Below are 20688 nucleotides of genomic sequence, written 5' to 3' on the forward strand. Positions count from 1 at the left end.
TAAACCCGTCAGAATTTTTCTGACGGGTGTTTTCGTTTCTATGCTTTTATTGTTACCGTACTAAGAAGCAAAAACTCAAGTTCCATATCTTTATCTAAAGTAGTACTCTTTATTCTCTTCTCAGTTTCTAAAGTGAGATTTAAAATCTTTTCAATTTTCTTTTTTGAAAATCTTTTTGAAAGCGAAATTAATTTTAATATTACAAAGTTTGAAAGTCTAAACTCTTTTTCAAAATATCCTACGTTTTTTCCATTTAAAAGTCCTATTTTTATTTCATAAAGTCTCTGAAACTGTCTTTCTATTGCAGATAAAATTAGCATATGGCTATCTCTTTTAAAAAGTATTTCTTTCAAAACATCTTCAGCCATTTCAATTTTACCTTGAGATACTAAATCTACAAGATCAAATATATCATCCTCTTCTGAAGAAGATACTATCTTATCAATATCATTTTTTTTAATTTCTCTATTAAGACAGTATGATACAATTTTATCTGATTCACTTTTTATTATAGTAAAATTAGTTCCACATTTATTTATAAAATACATAAGTTCTGTTCTTCCAATTAAAGCATGTTTTTCTTTAAATATGTCACTAACCTTTTTTATAAATCTATCCTTTCTTATTTTATCGCAGTAAACAAGTTCTAAGCTTTTATCGAAAGTCATTATGTTTTTATTTTTGGGAATCTTATCTCTTTTATCTTTTAGTAATGTATACATAATAAATATTGTAAATGAAGGTAAATTCTTTACATAATCTTTTAATTTTTGAATCATTTTAATATCTTGTTTTTCATTTAAGAATACAGATCTATAAACAATTACTACTTTTTTATCTGACATGAACGGCATGGTCTCACATGCATTAAAAATTTCATCAAACGTAACACTCATTCCATCAAACTTTATTACATTAAGTTCTCTAAAATTTTGATCTATATTTTTGTTTATAATCTTATTTATACATTCTTTGATTAATTCTTCATCAAGTCCTGCCATCAAATATCCATTTTTTTTCTTTCCATTTTCAATTTCTGATAAAAATTCATCATAATTAATCACTAATTAAAATCCTCTTTTCTGCCTAAAAAATTCTGCCGCCTATCACAATAAGTTTTCTATTTTTCTTAAAATCTATTATATCATAATATGTTGTTTTCTCATCTAAATCTTCCAATTTTAAAAGATATCTTTTTATCTTAGTATCCAAAATATAATTTTTCCCACATTTCTCTAAAGTTAATAATTCACCTGCTTTTACTTTATACGCTTCCCTTATTATATTATCAGAAAGAATAATTTTAGAAATATCTTTTAAGTTTGCATTTCTTTTTTGAGAAATTAAAACTCTTTCAAATTTATATGATATACTTACTATCCCTTTATCATGATACTCTATTACAAAAAAAGGTTTATATAACGATACTACTAAAAAACCTGAATATATTAAAGGCAGATATACAAATTTTTTATATCCTTTCTTTATTAAATATAAAGAAAAACAATATGTAATGTAAAGTGTTGCAAGATTCTGATTGCCATAAATATATGGCAATGAAAAATAAGACACCTTATCTAAAAAATAATCATATATATTAATACAGTGTATAATAAGATACGAAATATAATCAAAAGCATATGGTACAAATATAAAAAATGTTAAAATATTTCCTATAATAAGTATAATATTTATAAAAGGGACAAATATTAAATTCCCTATTAAAAAATTTATAGAAATATTATTAAAAACAATAAATACATATGGTATGACAAAAGCTTGTGCTGACAACGATATACAAATAATTTGACAAAGCTTTTTAGGCAATTTATATAAAAAAATATTCAATTTCTTATTAAATAAAATAATACCTGCTGTAGCTAAAAATGAAAGATGAAACGAAATTTCTGATGCAGATGCTGGATTAATAATAAGTATTATAATTCCAGCAAAAGAAAGCGATGACATGGAATTATTATTCCTTTTTAATATTCCTGAAAAAAATATCGATAAGAGCATTATAAACGATCTTATTGAAGATACACTACATCCTGTAAACATAACATATATAAATGTAATTATAATTGACACTCTAGAAGATAACATCATTTTAAAAATTTCAAATATAAACGCAACATGAAGTCCTGAAACACTTATTGTATGAATTATTCCAAATGACTTTAACTCTTCTTTATCCTGCACATCAAGTTCACTTGAATATCCATATGAAATTGATGCTATTAGTGACGCTTTTCTCTTTCCAATATTTTCTTTAAGTTTTTTATAAACTTTATATTTTATTTTTTGAAGATTAGTATAAAAATCATCTCTATCTTCTTTCATACTAAAAGGAGTGATTTTACCACATATCCCATTTGAAATATCATTTTCTTTGTAAACTTTACCTATAACAGAATACTTTTTTCCTTCATATAAATCATCAACTTTTGAATCTAAAACATACTTCTTACCATCACAAGTACAAACATTTTTTCCATATTTAACAGATTTAATCCTTATATGTGAATTTATATATGAAGGAACTCTATAATACATAGCTGTCTCAAAATAGCCTACTAAGAAGACTAAAATGATAATAATAAAAAACTTATATTCAACTTTTATAAAAATAAATATAAAAAAAAGTCCTGCACTTATTAATGCAAGACTTCTATCATCTAATATCAAACTATAAAATATACAGCCCGATAAAAGCGAAATAAAAAGATATATAATAGGATTATAGTATCTATCCTTATTAGACTTAATAAATAACAAAAATCTCACCTCATTAAGAGTTTTGCCACTTTTTAATTAATATTTCAAAAATAAGTAAAATAAATATAAATCCACATGCCTGACTTATTGCAAAAGTAGACACCATAATAGAATTAAAGTATAAATATATAAAGCAAAATAATCCTATACACACAAGTTCAATCAAAATTACTGATATTTCTTTAGAAAATTTTCCAAATTCATAAAAGCTATTAAATAAAATAAACATAAAAATTCCTAGTGATAAAATAATAGAAGAAATTAAAACCGACTCTCCACTTTCAGTTTTAGAGCATATAGTTAAAATTCCAGAAGAATATATCACTGATCGTATAACCATTTCTGTAAACGAAATTTCCTTTCCTTTATGTTCTATCATAATAATTGATATAGGAATAAGGAATAAAATATTTAAGAAAATTATATTTATAAAATTAAATATATCTTGTTTTCCAATAAAAAAGCCTATAAATAAAGTCAATAACTCTGAAGCAATCATCGTAGCAGATATCATAAATGCTCTTTCAATATTTGATAAAAGAGCCATAGAAAAATTCCTAACTTTAAAAAATGCTGATAAATAGTTATGTCCTTTAATAAAAAAGTCTGAAAATTTTCTAACAGCTTCAGATGAATCTGCTCTTGAAATACCAACAGTAGAAATATTAAGAGATGGTATATCCCCTAGTGTGTCTCCTGTACTTGCTACTTTATACCCATCTTTTATAAATAATGATATTATCTTTGCTTTAACATCAGGTGTAACTTTACAAAATATTCTTACTTTAGATAAAACATCTGTAAGTTCCTTTTTATTCAACGAATCTAATTCTATTCCAGAAATAACCTGAAGAGGATTTTTTATAATATTAGCTCTTTTTCCATTAGTAATAGCACTTAATTTATTCTCCTCTGTAAATAAAATAGGTATTATACCCTTATTTTTAATTGATTCTACTGAATCTTCAAGCGTATCTATAAGTGGATTCTCAAGTGCCATTATTCCAACAAAGACCATATTACTTTCAATATTTTCTGATCTTGAAGGCTTATATTTAAAATTTCTATATGCTATTCCTTGAGTAATAAGACCATCTAAAGAAAATTTCATATCAATATCTTTTATTTTTTTAATTCTTTCATCAGTAAGCTCTCTTTCTACGCCATCTATCATTACATGAGTACATATACTTAAAAGAGAATCGAGATTTCCTCTCGAATTTGCTCTATATCCTTTTCTATTATTTGTAAGCACAGTATAAAATCTTTTGTCCGTATCAATCGGTATCTCAAAAATTCTTGAATTTGAATTGTCTACTGCCGATTTATAAACTTTTTTCATTGCAGCAAATTTTAAATATGCTATTTCAGTTATATTCCCCTTTCCTCCATCATGTTGCTCATCATATGAAGCATTATTACATATAAGAGATATTTCAAGCATTCTATTAAAATTAGTATCACGTACATATGCTGATTTACCATCAAAAACAATCTTATCATTAGTATAAATCTGCTTTACTTCCATTTCGTTTTTACTTACAGAACCTATCTTATCAAGAAACATAATATCAAGATCTTTTACAAAGTCAAAAACAGAAAAATTATTAATTATTATATTATCTTTTTTAAATTTTCTAATTATCATATAATAATTGAGTGCAGAAAATGCTACGATTGGAAAACATCCTATTATAAATAATGAAAATGCTATTATATCAATTGGAATTGATGACCATATTAATAATAATGCAATACACATTACTATTAAAGTAAACATTCCTATGTATTTAAACCATATATTTGATATTTTATTAGCAAAAATATGTTTCTTTTCGTTTGCATATGTAATCATAGTTATTATTTTTCCAAGTTGAGTAAAATTTCCTGTAGAAATAACTATGCCTGTCCCAGTTCCTTGCTTTACTACTGTACCTTTAAATAATATATTTTTCATCTCTTTTATAGAATTAATATATCCAGATACCTTACCTTCAAACTTTTCTTTAAGAAAATGTTCTCCAGTAATACTTCGTTCATCTACTTTTAAATTACTAGCTTTAATTATTCTTATATCAGCAGGAATTAAAGTTCCCTGCTGAAATTTTACTATATCTCCTACAACTAGTTCCTCACTCTTTATAATCTTTACGACTCCATCTCTAAGTACAATTGCTTTTGTAGAATTTATTTTTTTAAGTCCAGATAATTTCATCTGTCTTAAAATATTATGCAGCATCTGTGCAATAATATTTATTACAAATATAACTCCTAAAATTTCTGCATAAAAATAGAATCTGTAAAATAATAAAAATCCAATAATAAGTGCATATACATAATTAAGTTTCTGTTTGAAAATTAATATTATATAGAAAAGTACATTATTTTTGTTAATGATATCAACTTTATTTGATCCATACTTTTCTCTTAAATTATTGCAATCTATTTCATTTAAGCCTTTAGAAGCATCACTTTTTAATATGCTTACTATATCAGGCCAAGAAACAGTACTATATTTTTCCAAGATAACCCCACCATCCAATTTATTATTTTCTATATAATATCATTGTATATTATATTTAACAATTAATAAACAATTTATCACAGCTTTTTGCTAATTTTTAGTTTTAGGATTAAATATTAAAGACATAATATATCCAAAAAATATTGCAGCCGTTATTCCAGCCGCACCTCCTTTTATTCCTCCTGTAAATACTCCTATAAATCCTTCTTTGTCTACTTCTTCAATTACAGCTTTTGCAAGACCATTTCCAAAGCTTGGAAGAGGGACTGTAGCTCCCGCACCTCCAATTTCAATTAATTTATCATATAATCCAAATGAACCAAGAATTGCTCCAAGTACAACAAAACTTACTAATATTCTTCCAGGAGTAAGTTTTGTATAATCAATCAAAAGTTGACCTATTACACAAATAAGACCTCCTACAATAAATGCACTTACATAGCTCATAAACAACCATCCTTTCAAAATCTTTATTAATCATCCATTTCAACAGCAACAGCATGCGCTATTCCTGGAATAGTTTCTCCCTGAAGTGATGAAGTCGTGCTCATAAGAGCTCCTGTTGATACAAGAAGAACTTTTTTTATTTCTTTTCTTAAAAGTCTTTTATATATATATCCAGAAAAAACTACCGCAGAACATCCACATCCGCTTCCTCCTGAATTTGTATTCTGACTTTTACTATCAAAGATTATTTCACCGCAATCTACATGCTCTTTACTTATATCATAACCATATTCTAGCATTAGCTTATCTGCAAGCTTTTTACCAACACTACCTAAATCACCTGTTGCTATTAAATCATAATCTTCAGGTTTTCTTCCTGTATCGTTAAAATGAGCTGCTATTGTTGCAACTGCAGCAGGAGCCATTGCTGCTCCCATATTATTTGCATCTTTTTGTCCAAAATCTTCAACTTTTCCTGTTGTTACATACGTTACCTTAGGGAAATTTCCTGTATGTGCTAAAATCATTGCACCAGAACCTGTTACTGTCCATTGAGCTGTCTGAGCCCTCTGAGTACCATAATCAAGTGGAAATCTAAATTGCCTTTCAGCAGCACTAAAATGAGATGATGTTGCTGCAACTACATAATTTGCAAATCCTCCATCCATAATTATAGAACCTAGAGATAGTGATTCTGCCATTGTAGAGCATGCACCGTAAAGTCCAAAAAATGGTATACTAAATTCTCTTGCTGCAAAACTTGAAGAAATTATCTGATTTAATAAATCCCCAGCGAAAAGATAATCTATATCATTTTCAGTTAATGAAGCTTTTTTCATTGCTTCACTTATTGCTGTAAACATCATATTACTCTCAGCTTTTTCATAACTATCTTTTCCACATGTATCATCGTTTAAAATTTTATCAAAATATGATTTTAAAGGTCCATTACCTTCCTTTGGACCTACAACTGAATATGTAGATATTATTTTAGGTGGATCTTTTAATTTTACAGTCTGTCTACCAATTTTTTTAGAAATATTACTCAAAATACTAGCCTCCTATACTTAAATTAAAAAATCTTAATAAAGTAATGTATTATTCCTATTATTACAGATGTTCCTATTCCATAAACAAGAACAGGTCCTGCTATTGTAAACATCTTTGCAGCTACTCCAAAAATGAATCCTTCCTTTTTAAATTCTATAGCAGGTGAAACAACTGCATTTGAAAATCCTGTAATTGGGACTACAGTACCTGCTCCTCCAAATTCAGCTATCTTACTATATACTCCAAGACCAGTTAAAAAAGCTCCAATAAAAATCATAACAATTGGGACAAAATTTTTTACATGTTCACTATCCATTCCAAAATATAGGGACATATTATTTATAAACTGACCTATACTGCAAATAACTCCTCCAACTAAAAATGCATTTATACAATCCTTTAAAACTTTTGACTTTGGATTTATTTCCTGAGTCATCTTTTGATATTTCGTTTTTACTTCTAATTTATTAATTTTCTTGTCCATATAATCACTCCTGTTTTATTTCAAAAGTCAAATCATCTTTTTTAGTATCTTCATAAAGATTCATTTTTATACAAAATAAAAGAGCTTCCGCTTTTAACAAGAAACTCTTTTATACTTAATTCCAAATTCTATTTCAATAAAATATTTCATATAATATATGTTTTATCATTTAATTCTGATATTAACTCATCCTTTCCCTTATCATTGAAATTACTTTTTTTTCAATTCTTGAAACTTGAACCTGACTTATCCCAAGCATTTTTGCTACTTCAATCTGAGTTTTGTCTCTAAAATACCTAAGTATTATTATTTGTCTAGATTTTGCATCAAGACTCATAATTGCTTCTTTAAGCTCTATTTTTTCAATAAAATTATCATCTATTCCCATATTATTATGAGTAAGTTTATCAATAAGAAGAACTGGCGCCCCATCTTCTTTATGAATAGTTTCATAAATCGAATGGAGAGTGCTCGATGATTCTATTGCAAATATAATTTCTTCTTTATCGACTCCTGAATACTCAGATAATTCCTCAATAGTTGGTGCTCTATTTAATTTTTTTGCAAGTTCTTCTTTAAAAAAATGAATTTTATTTGAAAGGCTTTTTACATTTCTACTTACCTTTATCATACCATCATCTCGAAGAAATCTTTTTATTTCACCAATTATCATAGGAACTGCATATGTTGAAAACTTAACATTGAAATCATTATTAAAATTCTTTATAGCCTTTACAAGTCCAACTGAACCTATCTGATAAATATCATCATATTCGTATCCTCTATTCAAAAATTTTTTAGTAATTGCTGAGACAAGTGGAAGATTAATCTTTATCAATTTATCCATAGCTTCCAAGTCTCCACTTTTAGCTCTAGATAAAAGTTCTATATTCTCATTATAATCATATGTGTTATTTTTAAAATTCTCGCTGCCCACTCAAATCACCTAATTTATAGAAGTAAATTTTTTCTTTATTATAACTTTAGTAAAATTCCCCTCTTCACTTTCAACTTTAACATCATCCATAAATGACTGCATTACAGTAAAACCCATTCCTGATCTTTCAAGATCCGGTCTTGATGTATATAAAGGCTGCATAGCTTTTTTTATGTCCTTTATTCCTTTCCCCTTGTCCAAAACAGAAATCGTTACTATATTATTATATAATTCCGCATCAATTCGTATAATCCCATCTTCTTTTCCTTCATATCCATGAATTATTGAATTGGTTACTGCTTCTGAAACGGCTGTTTTGACATCAGTTATCTCATCAACAAGTGGATCTATCTGGGCTATAAAAGCAGATATTGCAACTCTTGCAAAAGCCTCATTTTCAGATTTGCTAATAAACTCAATGCTTATTTTATTGTCAAACATTAAAACCCCTCCATCTAAATGCTTTTTAGTGCTTCCTCCATAGTATCATATTTTGTCAAAATGTTATATAATCCTCCTACCTTAAACATTTTATCAATGCTACTGTTCATACCCGCTATAACAATATTGCCCTCTCTGCTTTTTATTTTCTTATATCTTCCCATAATAACTCCTATTCCCGAACTATCCATAAAGGACACATTGTTAAAATTTAGGATAACTTTTTTTATCTCATCCCTATCAATTCTGTCATCTATTTTACTTCTGACATCTTCAGCACTATGATGATCAAGTTCGCCAATAAGAGAAATAATAAGTACATCTTTTTTTCTAGTAAAACTTATATCCATATTTCTGTTCTAATAAAATAGAACATTCACCTCCTTGTACTTTATTTACATATATTAACATAATATGTAGCAATAGTCAAATCGTAAACTATATATAATGTAAAAACCAGAACGATACTCGTTTGTATCATTCTGGTTTTAATTTCTATTCTATATTATATTAAAAATTATTCATTCATAAGAGCTTCTCTGTCTTTTGCACCTGTTCTTATCTTTAAAACATGATTTACATCATATACGAATATTTTTCCATCCCCAATTTCTCCAGTTTTTAATACTTTCTGTGCTGTTTCAATTACTTTTTCGACTGGAACTTCGCATACAACAATCTCTACTTTTATCTTAGATAAGAGTTTCATTTCCATTGGGACTCCTCTATAATACTGAATGTCTCCTTTTTGTGTACCACATCCTAAAACTTGAGTTACTGTTATTCCTGTTACTCCTATTTCATTTAAAGCATTTAAAAGTTCCTCAAATTTTGACCTTCTAGTTATTATATCTATCTTACTTATTTTATCAGCCATAAAAAAACCTCCTATTACTTACTTTACTTATTACTTATGCAATTATTAAATATTTATATTTACGCTCTGGAAATCTGCATAGCTGCTTTCAAGTCCATGTTCTTCTAAATCAAGGCCTCTTATTTCTTCTTCTCTTGAAACTCTTAATCCAATTGTTGATTTAATTAATTTGAAAATGCATATAGCTGTAATTACTCCCCATGCACCAACTGCTGCTACACCTACAAGTTGAATTAAGAAGAAATTAATTCCTCCGCCGTAAAATAAACCTTTCATAGGACCATAATATGCAAATAATCCTGTCATAAGTGTTCCCATTACACCGCAAAGTAAATGAACTCCACATGCTCCAACTGGATCGTCTATTTTAAATACTTTATCAATAATTTCAATTCCATAAGTCATACAAACTCCAGCGATTATTCCAATAAATACAGATCCAACTGGAGTAACAACATCGCATCCTGCTGTTATTGCTACAAGTCCTGCAAGTACTGCATTAAGTGTTAAACTTACATCTGGCTTTCCATATTTAAGCCATGTAAAAATCATTACTGTTGTTGCTGCTGCCGCTGCTGCAAGATTAGTTGTTATAAATACTCTTGAAGATAATTCAAGCATACCTTCACCAGTTACGCTTAAACTAGATGCAGGATTGAATCCAAACCATCCCATCCATAAAATAAATACTCCAAGTGCTCCTAATGTTAAACTGTGTCCTAAAATAGGATTAGATTTACCGTCTTTAGTATACTTTCCAATTCTAGGTCCTAATATAATAGCTCCAACTAATGCATACCAACCACCTATTGAGTGAACTGCAGTAGATCCTGCAAAATCATGAAATCCCATTTGTGAAAGCCAACCGCCACCCCATATCCAGTGACCTGCTATTGGATAAATAATTCCACTTATTACTACACTATATATACAATATGAAATAAATTTAGTTCTCTCTGCCATAGCTCCTGATACTATAGTAGCTGCTGTTGCACAGAATACTGTTTGAAAAAATAAAAATACATATTTATCAATTCCATCTGGATATGCAAGCGAAGATCCTTGTGCAAATAATCCTGGAATTCCAATAAATCCAGAAACATCTGTTCCAAACATAATTCCAAATCCAATCACCCAGAAAATTAAAGAACCAAGTGCGAAATCCATTAAATTTTTCATTATTATATTACCTGCATTTTTAGACCTCGTAAAACCAGTCTCAACCATTGCAAAACCAGCCTGCATCCAAAAAACTAAAATTGATCCTACAAGTACCCATACACTATCAATAGCAATATTAATATCCATAATAAATCCCCCTTCGTATTATGCTATTTTGCTAGTTAAATAAAATAAATATTAACTTTACTTTCTTAAATTAATAGTTTCTGCAGAATATTATTTGAAAATAAAAATGGAGTCATGAAAAAAGTATTTCATGACTCCGTTGTCTTCATATTTAATTTATGGCTTTATTATATATATGATTTCAAAAAATGTCAATAGTTTTAGTGAATCTTTTAATAAATTAAATTTTCCTACTTAAATAATATATTATTTAAGTCACTCTTGAATATTTTCTCATAACTTGATACAATTATAAAGATTTATAATATATAATGGGGGCTAAATAATGAATACTATAATCACAAAATTTGGCGGCAGTTCTTTAGCTGATGCTAATCAATTTAAAAAAGTTAAAAATATAATAACTTCAGACAAAAGAAGAAAGTATGTAGTTCCATCAGCTCCAGGCAAAAGGAGCTCTAAAGATTCAAAAATTACTGACCTTTTATATCTTTGTCAAGCACATGTTGATACAGGAATATCTTTTGATGATGTTTTTGATCATATAAAAGAAAGATACATAAACATCGTAAAAGATTTAAATCTTGATTTTAATATAGAAAAACATCTATATAAAGTAAAAAAAGATCTAGAAAATGGTGCTTCAAAAGATTACGCAGCAAGCAGAGGTGAATATTTAAACGGACTTGTGCTTGCAAACTACTTAGGATTTGACTTTGTAGATGCAAAAGATGTGATAATATTTGAAACTGATGGATGTTTAAATAGAGAAAAGACACATATTGCATTAAAAGAGAAATTAAAAGATCATCCTTATGCTGTAATCCCAGGATTCTACGGTGCAGATGAAAATGAAAACATAGTAACATTTTCAAGAGGTGGTTCAGATGTAACTGGTGCACTAGTTGCAGCTGCTGTAAAGGCAGATCTTTATGAAAACTGGACAGATGTATCAGGCTTTTTAATGGCTGATCCAAGAATCGTAGATAATCCAAAGCCAATAGACAGCATTACATATTCAGAACTTAGAGAATTATCATATATGGGAGCGTCTGTTCTTCACGAAGATGCAATTTTTCCTGTAAGAGAAATAGGAATTCCAATTAACATAAAAAATACAAATAAACCAGAAGATAAAGGAACTCTTATAATAAGCGATTCCGAGCTTTGTGAAAAACATGAAACAATAACAGGAATAGCTGGTAAAAAAGACTTTACAGTTATCTCAATTGAAAAAGCAATGATGAATTCAGAGCTTGGATTTTGTAGAAAACTTCTTTCAGTTCTTGAACAGAATAATATTTCATTCGAGAATATGCCATCTGGAATAGATACAGTATGTCTTGTTATTTCAGATTCACAGCTTAAACATAAAGCAGAAGCTGTAATTGATGAAATAAAAAAAGTATGCTCTCCAGATTCAATTCAGGTACATCCTAGTATGGCTATGATAGCAACAGTAGGTAATGGAATGGCTTCTCAAAGAGGTGTTGCAGCAAAGATATTTAAAGCGCTTTCAGAAGCAGATATTAATATAAGAATGATTGATCAAGGTTCAAGTGAAATGAATATCTTAGTTGGTGTTGAAAATGATAAATTTGAAACTGCAATATCAGCAATATATAAAGCCTTTAACTAAAATAAAATTTTAAAATTAAAGTATATAAATGGGATGTAGACATTTTTAAATAAAAATGCCTGCATCCCAAAATTTTACTCATCTTTTAAAAAATCTTTTTTATTTTCCACTATATAAATAAATTCATATATGAATCAAAAAGTGTTTTCCCACAAAAAATAGTTAGAATAGTTCCTGCTGCAATAGATGGTCCAAAAGCAATTCTATACTTTAAATCTTTATGTTTAAAAAATGTTACCATAATTCCTTCAAAAGATCCAATTAAGACTGCTAAAAATAGTGTTAACATAAGACCTCTTATTCCAAGAAAAAGTCCACATATTGATGCGACCTCAATATCGCCCTCACCCATTCCATGAGTAACAATTACTATACTTCCAATTATTAAAAATCCAGCAACTGCTCCTAAAAACAATTCCAAACACTGATCTTTATTTTGAAAGAAAGAAATAGCTAAAAATATGCTTCCAATTGCAAGTGCTAAATAAAAAGTGGAATCATATATATACTTAGTTTTTAAATCTATCATGGCAATAACTATAAGTATAGATACCAAAAACATATACTTAATTGAAATTATGTTAATTCCAAACATATAATAAATCAATACATAAAAAATAGTATTTAATATTTCAATAATAGGATACTCAATTGATATCCTATCTTTACAATATCTACATTTGCCTTTAAGAACGATATAGCTCAAAACAGGTATAACGTCTAAAATTTTAAGTTTGTGGCCACATAATACACAATGTGACTTAGAAAATAAATTAGGCTTCTCTTTTGGTATTCTAAAAATACAAATATTCAAAAAGCTTCCTACAACTAAACCAATTAATACTATTAAAAAACAATTCAAATTTGTCATCACCTTCTAAAATAAAGTTTATCTTAATATAATTTATTGATCTAATTATAAGTGTACTCTTTTCTTTTACCATAATCAATATTAATTTACAATATTTTCTTATTTATTCATTATATTTTTGAATTTCTCTTTAATTTCTGTAAAATTTTGTATCAATGGCATTATCATTCCAGATTTATACATCTTATCATATTCATCTTCTGTAACAAATTTAGCATTCACAACTTCATTTTCTTGAAGAACAATATCATTAATTGAAATATTTTTTAAAAATATCCACGTGTCAACAAATGTATCTTTACATTTATATCTATTTATAAGATATCCATTATCGTTAGATAAATCTATTCCTATTTCTTCTCTAGTTTCCCTAAAAGCACCTTCTAAGCTATCTTCTCCATGCATAACAGCTCCACCTGTACACTCCCAATAGTTTCCCCATGATTTTTTAGGATGTCTTTGAGTTAATAGTATCTTATTTTCAAAATTTATAATCCATATATTAACTACTATATGATACTCACCCTTTTTTAAAGGTATACCCCTCTTTTTAATTCTACCCGTCTTATGCCGATTACTATCATATATATCCCATATTTCTCCCATAAAAATCCTTCCTTCGAAAATTTAAAATGCTTCTTGAATAACTTTTGCAATACCTTCATTTTCATTTGAAAGTGTTATAAAATCAGCATTCTTTTTGACTATATCTTCTGCATTTTCCATTGCTACTCCAAGTCCCGCAAATTTAATCATAGATAGATCATTTTCTGCATCACCACATGCAACAACATTTTTTCTATCAACATTTAAATATTCAGATAAGAATTTAAGTCCGAGACCTTTATTTACGTTTTTGTTTATAAATTCATAGAAAAATGGTGTACTCTTAAATACACTATAATCTTTCTTAAGATCTTCAGGAATTTTTTCAATTGCAGCATCTAGAGTTTCAGGTTCATCTATCATCATAACTTTTATAATATCTTCATCATCATCTATTTCATTAAAATCTACTACATTAATTTTAAGTCCATTTAAATTAGCCTCATGCTCAGTATATTTACTATTTTTAGGAGTAATTAATCCTTGTTTAACTGAGAATGCATGAATATTAACATTGAGCTTTTTACTTACTTCATATATTCTTTTCAAATCAGAACCTTTTAATACTATCTTAGAAAGTATTTCATGTGTCTTTGCATTCTGAACAAGGGCTCCATTATAGCTTAAAACATAATCATCATCTTTTATAAGATTAAGTTCTTCTAAATATTTTCTTAAACCTTCAACTGGTCTTCCAGATGCAAGTACAATTTTTACTCCCTTTTTTTCTAAATTTTTAAGTGCTTTTTTTGTATTTTCTGTAATTATCTTCTTTCCTGTAAGAAGAGTTCCATCCATATCTAATGCTAGTATTTTATACATATAATTCCATCCTCCGTAAATATTAAACTTTCAATTAATTATACATATTTTATATTATGTTATCAACAGTTACATACGAAGTCACTCATTGAAGTATTTTGTCATATTATAATATAAATATAATAGGGGGGCGGGTATATATTATGCTTGAATCCATTTTGCTTGTTCTATCAATTTCAATTGATTCATTTGTTGCAAGCATAGCATATGGAACATCTAAAATAAAAATTCCTGTGCTTTCTGCATTTATTATAAGTATAGTTTCAACAATAACACTTAGCATTTCAATATTTTTAGGTGCCGCCGTAAAAGATTTTATTCCTATATCATATTCACAAATTTTAGGATCTACACTTTTAATTTCACTTGGTATATATAGAATTTTTGAATTTATTTTTAAATCATATATTTCAAAAAAACAAAAAAGTAAAAAGCCGCTAGAATTTAAATTATTTGATTTTAACTTTGTTCTTCAAATTTATGCAGATGAAACGAAGGCAGATTTTGATAAATCTTTTTATTTAAGTCCTAAAGAAGCTTTTTATCTTGCTTTTGCAATGTCACTTGATAGTTTATCTGTTGGCTTTAGTTCAAGTCTTTGCAGTATAAATTATTTTGATGTAATAACATTATCATTGATATTTTGTTTTCTTCTAATCATTGTGGGTTTTAACTTAGGTCTTGCATTTTCAAAAAAAATTCACCTTGAATTGTCATGGCTCTCAGGTATTCTTCTGATAATTCTTGCCCTTATAAGACTATTTTAAGTTTTGAAATATCTTTCACTTATAGTAATATTCTGTTAATATATAATTATAATATTACTATAATTTAGGGGGAGATAATTTTGAGAAAAAAGACAATATTTATAATAGATAATAACAAAGCAAGTATTGAATCAGCTGAGAAAATACTAAAACCCTACTATAATGTATCATCTGTAGATTCTGCTGACAAAGGTATTGCTGCAGTTTCATCTCTCATGCCTGATTTAATTCTTCTTAATATCAGCATGCCAGATAAAGATGGTTTTAAAACATTTAAAATAATAAAATCTAATACAGAATTTAAAAATGTTCCAATAATATTTATTTGTGATAATTGTGATATTAAAAATGAATTATCTGCATTAAATCTTGGAGGAGCAGACATACTTTATAAACCATTTATAGCAGATATCATGCTTATAAGAATAAAAAATCAAATTGAACTTGCCGATCTTAGAAAGAATTTAGAGAAAAAAGTTTCAGAAAAAGCTTCTGAAATAGAAAAATTAAATGATACTTTAATTTTAGGTTTTGCAGAACTTGTAGAATGCAGAGACGGAGAAACTGGAGGACATATTTTAAGAACTGCTAGATATTTAGAATTCTTTGCCAAAGAAATCTACAGAAGAAATCTTTATCCAAATATTTTCACTAAAAAATATTTAAAAGATATGATTCGTTCTGCTCCTATACATGATATAGGAAAAATAGGAATATCAGATAAAGTTCTTCTTAAAACCGGATCTTTTGATGATAGTGAAAGAGAATATATGAAACATCATACAATACTTGGAGGAAATGCACTTTCTAAAATAATTGATAAATCTACCAAAAAAAGCTTTTTATATGTAGCACGTGACATGGCACTATATCATCATGAAAAATGGGATGGGACAGGCTATCCTGATGGTCTAAAAGAAAAAAACATTCCATTATGTGCAAGAATAATGGCTATTTGTGATGTCTATGATGCACTTACTTCTCAAAGGAAATATAAAAAAGCTTTTTCTCATGAGAAAGCATGTGATATTATAATATCAGGTAAAAATACACAATTTGATCCTGAACTTATCGATATATTTTCTTTAGTCAAAGATAATTTTTTTGATATTAAAGAAAGCTTTATATCGTCTACAGTTGATTAATAATTATAAGATATATAAACCTGTCTTTAAAAAGTTTACATTATCACGTTCAAACTATATAATATATATAGACTTTTTTAAGGAGGTATTATCTTATGCATAATAAGTTAACTGAAGAAAATATAAAAAAATTAAGAGAAGAACTAGAATATAGAATGACAGTAAAAAGAGCTGAAATTGCAAAAGAAAAATTAGTAGCAGCAGCTCATGGAGACAGATCAGAGAATGCTGAATATAAAGAAGCTTGCGCAAATTACAGACATAACGATAATAGAATTCAGTATATAATGTCAATGCTATCTACTTCTGAAGTCATAGAAAGTGAAAATGATAAATCTACACTTAGCGTAAATAGCAAAGCTGTAATTAAATTTATCGAAGATGATGAAGATAATGAAATTACACTTGTAACTACAATGGATCTTGATCCAGATAATTTTGATGATATGAAAATTAGTATAGAATCTGATCTTGGTAAAGCACTTATTGGTAAAAAAGTAAATGATGTTGTTGAAGTAAATGCTCCAGGTTCAAAATATACAGTAAAAGTTCTTGAAATACTATAAGAAATGAGAATTATGTAACAAACTTTTATTCTAAAGTTTACTACATAATTCTCATTTTTTATTATATAATCATTATATTATATAAATAGGAGATAAAAACATGATTACAAAAGTACCATATTATTATAAAGATTTTAAATGTATAGCATCAGAATGTACTGACACATGTTGTGCAGGCTGGGAAATAGTCATAGATAGCGATACATATAAAAAATATAAAAACGTAACTTCAGATTTTAAAAAAACATTAGATGAAAATATTACAAAATATGAAGATGGTGAAAAAGGATTTAAATTAATAAATGAGCGCTGTGCCTTTTTAAATGATGATAACTTATGTGAGATTTATAAAAATCTAGGTAAAGACAGCCTCTGCTATACATGTAGAATGTATCCAAGGTTTACAGAAGAATATGGAAACAGACGTGAAATTGGGCTTTCTCTTTCATGTATGGAAGCTGCAAGGCTTATACTAAAAGATGAAAATAAAGTTACATTTGAATCAAATGAAGATGACGAAATGGTAACTGCATATAATGACATCCAATTTGAAGAATATATAGAACTTATGCCATCAAGAAAAGTTGCAATTAAAATTGCTCAAGATCGCAGTTTAAGTATTGATGATAGAATTTTTATACTTTTAAATTTTGCATCACTTATTCAAGAAAAAATAGATGCGCATACACTCTCTGATATAAAAAGTATAAGAAAGAATTTTTCAAATGATGAATATATTAAAAAGCTTTTATCAAAACATAATAATAAAGAAAAAAATATATCAAAATATAATTTATTAAAACTTTATATTAAATATTTTACGAGCTTAGATAATCTTGATTCAAAATGGCCTTATAAATTAAAAGATTCTATAAATAATCTCCATCAAAATTTAACTGAAAGCGAATATAATAAAAAATATTTAGAATTTGATAAATACTACAAAGATAAATCATATGAATTTGAACATCTTCTAGTATATTTTATCTATAGATACTTTTTAAAGTCTCTATTTGACGACATACTTCTTTCTAAAGTTAAATTTATGGCTGTAAGCTACTTAATTATAAAAGAACTTGATATAAACAGATGGCTTAAAAATAACATGGAATTTAGCTTAGATGATCAGATAGAAGTTATGCATAGATATTCTAAAGAAATTGAACATTCTGAAGAAAATATTGATAATTTATATTCTTCTTTTGATGAAAATGAAATATTTAAAAATGAAATTCTTTTTGATTTATTTTAATTAAAAAAAAGCTGCTTAATTTCTAGCAGCTTTTTTATATGTAATTTAAACTCTATTCTAATTTCTCTTATTTATAATTCTATTTATTATAACTCCTATGAAGAATCCAATAACTGCTGGGACAATCCATCCAAATCCATAATTAAAACCTGGGAGATAGTTTTTAGCAAATTCAATCATATTCTTTATAAATGATATGTCTTTAATATTTTCTGGAAGTGCCTTAAAGAAATCAAATATAGCTGCAAAAAACGTAAATATCATTGTTGATTTATATATTATTCCGTTCTTTTTTATTAAAGCATATAAAAGTGAAAGCACTATAAGTGTAATGGCAAGAGGATAAAGGAACATAAGCACAGGAACTGATAAACTTATTATATTATTAAGTCCAAAATTTGCCATTATAAATGAAAATAATACAAACAAAACAGCAAATATTTTGTATGAAATTTTATTATGTGTTATTTCTACGAACATTTCACTACATGCTGTAATAAGTCCAATTGCTGTTTTTAAGCATGCAATTATAACTATTGCTGCAAGAAGCATTTGTCCTGCATATCCAAAATAATGAGAACTAACATATGATAAGATAAGTCCTCCATTATCTGCTCTTTCTACTGCTCCAAGACTTGTTGCACCCATAAATGTTAATGAGCCATATATTACTGTCATACCTACTACACTTACAAGTCCTGATTTAGAAGTTTCTATAGCTATTGATGAAGGATCATTTATTCCAAGATTTCGTATATTAGATATTATAATAATTGCAAATGCTAAAGACGCTAATGCATCCATTGTATTGTATCCATCAAGAAGTCCTGTAAAAAATGCTGAACCTATATAATTTTTCACAGGTGTAAAATCTGCAGCATTTCCCATAGGTTTTATAAATGTCATAAGTAATAATATTGATAGTAAGACTAAAAAAGTCGGTGTTAAAAATTTTCCAATCCAGTCTAGTATTTTTCCAGGCTTAAGTGAATAATAAAGTGTAAGTAAAAAAAATACTACTGAAAAAATAATAAGTAATTTATTCGCATTAAAATCTGATACAAACGGACGAATTCCAACCTCAAAAGCTACTGTAGCTGTACGTGGAATTGCAAAAAGCGGTCCTATCGTAAGATAAAGTATAGCTGTAAATGCAAGTGAATATTTTTTTCCTACAGGTTCTGTCATATTAAGAAGGCTATCACTTCTTGATAATGCAGACGCTATAATACCCACTATTGGAAGACCAACACCAGTAATAATAAACCCAATTCCTGCAACAAATGAATTAGCCCCAGCATCCTGCCCCATTTTTACTGGAAAAATTAGGTTTCCAGCCCCAAAAAATAGTCCAAATAAAAGTGAGCCTATTAAAAGGTTCTGGCTTATTTTCAGTTTTTCTTTCATTAAAATTTCTCCTTAATCTTATAAATTTTATATATAAAAATAAACTGCCAAAATACTAAAATCAGCAGTTTATTTTACTATTCTATAACTTATAAATATCTGAAAGTAATGTTATTTTTCCTCTTTGAGATTTTATAAGGCCTTTTTTTTCAAATTCATTAAGTTTTCTTGTAACAGATTCACGGCTTGAATCTATTTCAAGTGCAAGTTCTCTATGAGTTATATATATTATCTTTGAATTCTTTTTTAGGAAAAATTCTATCAATCTTTTTTCTAAAGATTTATGATTTTTTTCTTCTCTTTTTTTTATTATGAGATCAAGTTTTTTATAGATATCCTGATACATATATTTAAGAAATTCAATATTTTCTAAAAGATATTCTCTAACAAACTCTGTTGAAAGAGTACACATTAAAGAATCACATATAGCACATGCTGATATATTTAATGAATTATAATGTAGAATGCAATTTAAAGCTTCGTGACAAAGACCTCCTGCCTTTATATTATACAGATTTGTCTCTTCACCTTCAATATTAATTTTTTTAATATTGATTTCACCTGTAAGTACAAACGGCATTCTTTCACACATACGTCCATTTGATAACATACACTCATTAGAATACATAATTCTAAATTCACTATTTTTTTCAACAAGTCCATTATTTTTATCATTTATATCTTTTAAAAACGGATATTTTTCAAATAATAAATTAATTTTTTTCTTTTTTTCAGCTATTGAATCCTCTTTATGAATCATTACTTAA

21 protein-coding genes are annotated in these 20688 nt (G+C 27.4%); 5 read left to right on the forward strand and 16 right to left on the reverse strand.

Translation table 11 applies throughout. The features are described from left to right. Positions 1-38 precede the first annotated feature (38 nt). From holA to MTX53_RS08480, 11 genes are all read right to left on the reverse strand, one after another. Positions 39-1064 carry a DNA polymerase III subunit delta gene (holA, locus tag MTX53_RS08430; protein ID WP_244833299.1) on the reverse strand — a complete coding sequence of 342 codons (1026 nt, stop codon included), beginning with the start codon at positions 1062-1064 and terminating at the stop codon, positions 39-41. 22 nt (positions 1065-1086) lie between these two features. After that, entirely contained in the window at positions 1087-2778 is a 1692-nt protein-coding gene (locus tag MTX53_RS08435) for a ComEC/Rec2 family competence protein (RefSeq protein WP_244833300.1), read from the reverse strand. 13 nt (positions 2779-2791) lie between these two features. Beyond that, on the reverse strand, positions 2792-5302 hold the full coding sequence (locus MTX53_RS08440) for a cation-transporting P-type ATPase (protein ID WP_244833301.1): 2511 nt from the start codon (positions 5300-5302) through the stop codon (positions 2792-2794). A gap of 90 nt (positions 5303-5392) precedes the next feature. Next, positions 5393-5749 carry a stage V sporulation protein AE gene (spoVAE, locus tag MTX53_RS08445; RefSeq protein ID WP_244833302.1) on the reverse strand — a complete coding sequence of 119 codons (357 nt, stop codon included), beginning with the start codon at positions 5747-5749 and terminating at the stop codon, positions 5393-5395. A gap of 26 nt (positions 5750-5775) precedes the next feature. Beyond that, positions 5776-6798, reverse strand: a complete 1023-nt coding sequence (spoVAD, locus tag MTX53_RS08450) for a stage V sporulation protein AD (RefSeq protein ID WP_244833303.1) — start codon at positions 6796-6798, stop codon at positions 5776-5778. A 23-nt stretch (positions 6799-6821) separates the two neighbouring features. Next, positions 6822-7283: a stage V sporulation protein AC gene (spoVAC, locus tag MTX53_RS08455; RefSeq protein WP_244833304.1), complete on the reverse strand. Its 462-nt coding sequence runs from the start codon at positions 7281-7283 to the stop codon at positions 6822-6824. Between the two features lie 181 nt (positions 7284-7464). Continuing rightward, positions 7465-8220, reverse strand: coding sequence for an RNA polymerase sporulation sigma factor SigF (gene sigF / locus MTX53_RS08460; protein ID WP_244833305.1), 756 nt, complete (start codon positions 8218-8220; stop codon positions 7465-7467). Positions 8221-8229: 9 nt separating this feature from the next. Next, positions 8230-8661 (reverse strand): anti-sigma F factor, encoded by a 432-nt coding sequence (gene spoIIAB, locus MTX53_RS08465; protein ID WP_244833306.1) that lies wholly within the window; start codon positions 8659-8661, stop codon positions 8230-8232. A gap of 14 nt (positions 8662-8675) precedes the next feature. Then, the gene (gene spoIIAA / locus MTX53_RS08470) at positions 8676-9011 is read right to left on the reverse strand and encodes an anti-sigma F factor antagonist (RefSeq protein ID WP_244833307.1); all 336 of its coding nucleotides are present in this window, start codon (positions 9009-9011) and stop codon (positions 8676-8678) included. A gap of 167 nt (positions 9012-9178) precedes the next feature. Continuing rightward, positions 9179-9538: a P-II family nitrogen regulator gene (locus MTX53_RS08475; RefSeq protein WP_244833308.1), complete on the reverse strand. Its 360-nt coding sequence runs from the start codon at positions 9536-9538 to the stop codon at positions 9179-9181. A 45-nt stretch (positions 9539-9583) separates the two neighbouring features. Beyond that, the gene (locus MTX53_RS08480) at positions 9584-10846 is read right to left on the reverse strand and encodes an ammonium transporter (RefSeq protein ID WP_244833309.1); all 1263 of its coding nucleotides are present in this window, start codon (positions 10844-10846) and stop codon (positions 9584-9586) included. A gap of 325 nt (positions 10847-11171) precedes the next feature. Between MTX53_RS08480 and MTX53_RS08485 the strand changes: the two genes are divergently transcribed. Beyond that, entirely contained in the window at positions 11172-12485 is a 1314-nt protein-coding gene (locus MTX53_RS08485; protein ID WP_244833310.1) for an aspartate kinase, read from the forward strand. Positions 12486-12594: 109 nt separating this feature from the next. Here MTX53_RS08485 and MTX53_RS08490 read toward each other — a convergent pair whose 3' ends face one another. From MTX53_RS08490 to MTX53_RS08500, 3 genes are all read right to left on the reverse strand, one after another. Then, positions 12595-13347, reverse strand: coding sequence for an A24 family peptidase (locus tag MTX53_RS08490; RefSeq protein ID WP_244833311.1), 753 nt, complete (start codon positions 13345-13347; stop codon positions 12595-12597). Positions 13348-13455: 108 nt separating this feature from the next. Further along, positions 13456-13962 (reverse strand): NUDIX domain-containing protein, encoded by a 507-nt coding sequence (locus tag MTX53_RS08495; RefSeq protein WP_244833312.1) that lies wholly within the window; start codon positions 13960-13962, stop codon positions 13456-13458. 21 nt (positions 13963-13983) lie between these two features. Next, complete coding sequence (locus MTX53_RS08500) at positions 13984-14784, reverse strand: Cof-type HAD-IIB family hydrolase (protein WP_244833313.1); 801 nt, start codon at positions 14782-14784, stop codon at positions 13984-13986. A gap of 143 nt (positions 14785-14927) precedes the next feature. Here MTX53_RS08500 and ytaF point away from each other — a divergent pair, with 143 nt between their 5' ends. From ytaF to fliB, 4 genes are all read left to right on the forward strand, one after another. Continuing rightward, the gene (gene ytaF, locus MTX53_RS08505) at positions 14928-15551 is read left to right on the forward strand and encodes a sporulation membrane protein YtaF (RefSeq protein ID WP_244833314.1); all 624 of its coding nucleotides are present in this window, start codon (positions 14928-14930) and stop codon (positions 15549-15551) included. An 80-nt stretch (positions 15552-15631) separates the two neighbouring features. Further along, positions 15632-16696 carry an HD domain-containing phosphohydrolase gene (locus MTX53_RS08510; protein WP_244833315.1) on the forward strand — a complete coding sequence of 355 codons (1065 nt, stop codon included), beginning with the start codon at positions 15632-15634 and terminating at the stop codon, positions 16694-16696. A 95-nt stretch (positions 16697-16791) separates the two neighbouring features. Next, positions 16792-17262 carry a GreA/GreB family elongation factor gene (locus tag MTX53_RS08515; protein WP_244833316.1) on the forward strand — a complete coding sequence of 157 codons (471 nt, stop codon included), beginning with the start codon at positions 16792-16794 and terminating at the stop codon, positions 17260-17262. A 100-nt stretch (positions 17263-17362) separates the two neighbouring features. Next, entirely contained in the window at positions 17363-18514 is a 1152-nt protein-coding gene (fliB, locus tag MTX53_RS08520) for a flagellin lysine-N-methylase (protein ID WP_244833317.1), read from the forward strand. A gap of 57 nt (positions 18515-18571) precedes the next feature. Here fliB and brnQ read toward each other — a convergent pair whose 3' ends face one another. Next, positions 18572-19921, reverse strand: a complete 1350-nt coding sequence (gene brnQ, locus MTX53_RS08525) for a branched-chain amino acid transport system II carrier protein (RefSeq protein ID WP_244833318.1) — start codon at positions 19919-19921, stop codon at positions 18572-18574. Between the two features lie 82 nt (positions 19922-20003). Then, on the reverse strand, positions 20004-20681 hold the full coding sequence (locus MTX53_RS08530) for a Crp/Fnr family transcriptional regulator (protein ID WP_244833319.1): 678 nt from the start codon (positions 20679-20681) through the stop codon (positions 20004-20006). Between the last annotated feature and the right edge of the window lie 7 nt (positions 20682-20688).

It is taken from the genome of Clostridium sp. BJN0001, from assembly GCF_022869825.1.
In the GTDB taxonomy this organism is placed as follows: Bacteria; Bacillota; Clostridia; order Clostridiales; family Clostridiaceae; genus Clostridium.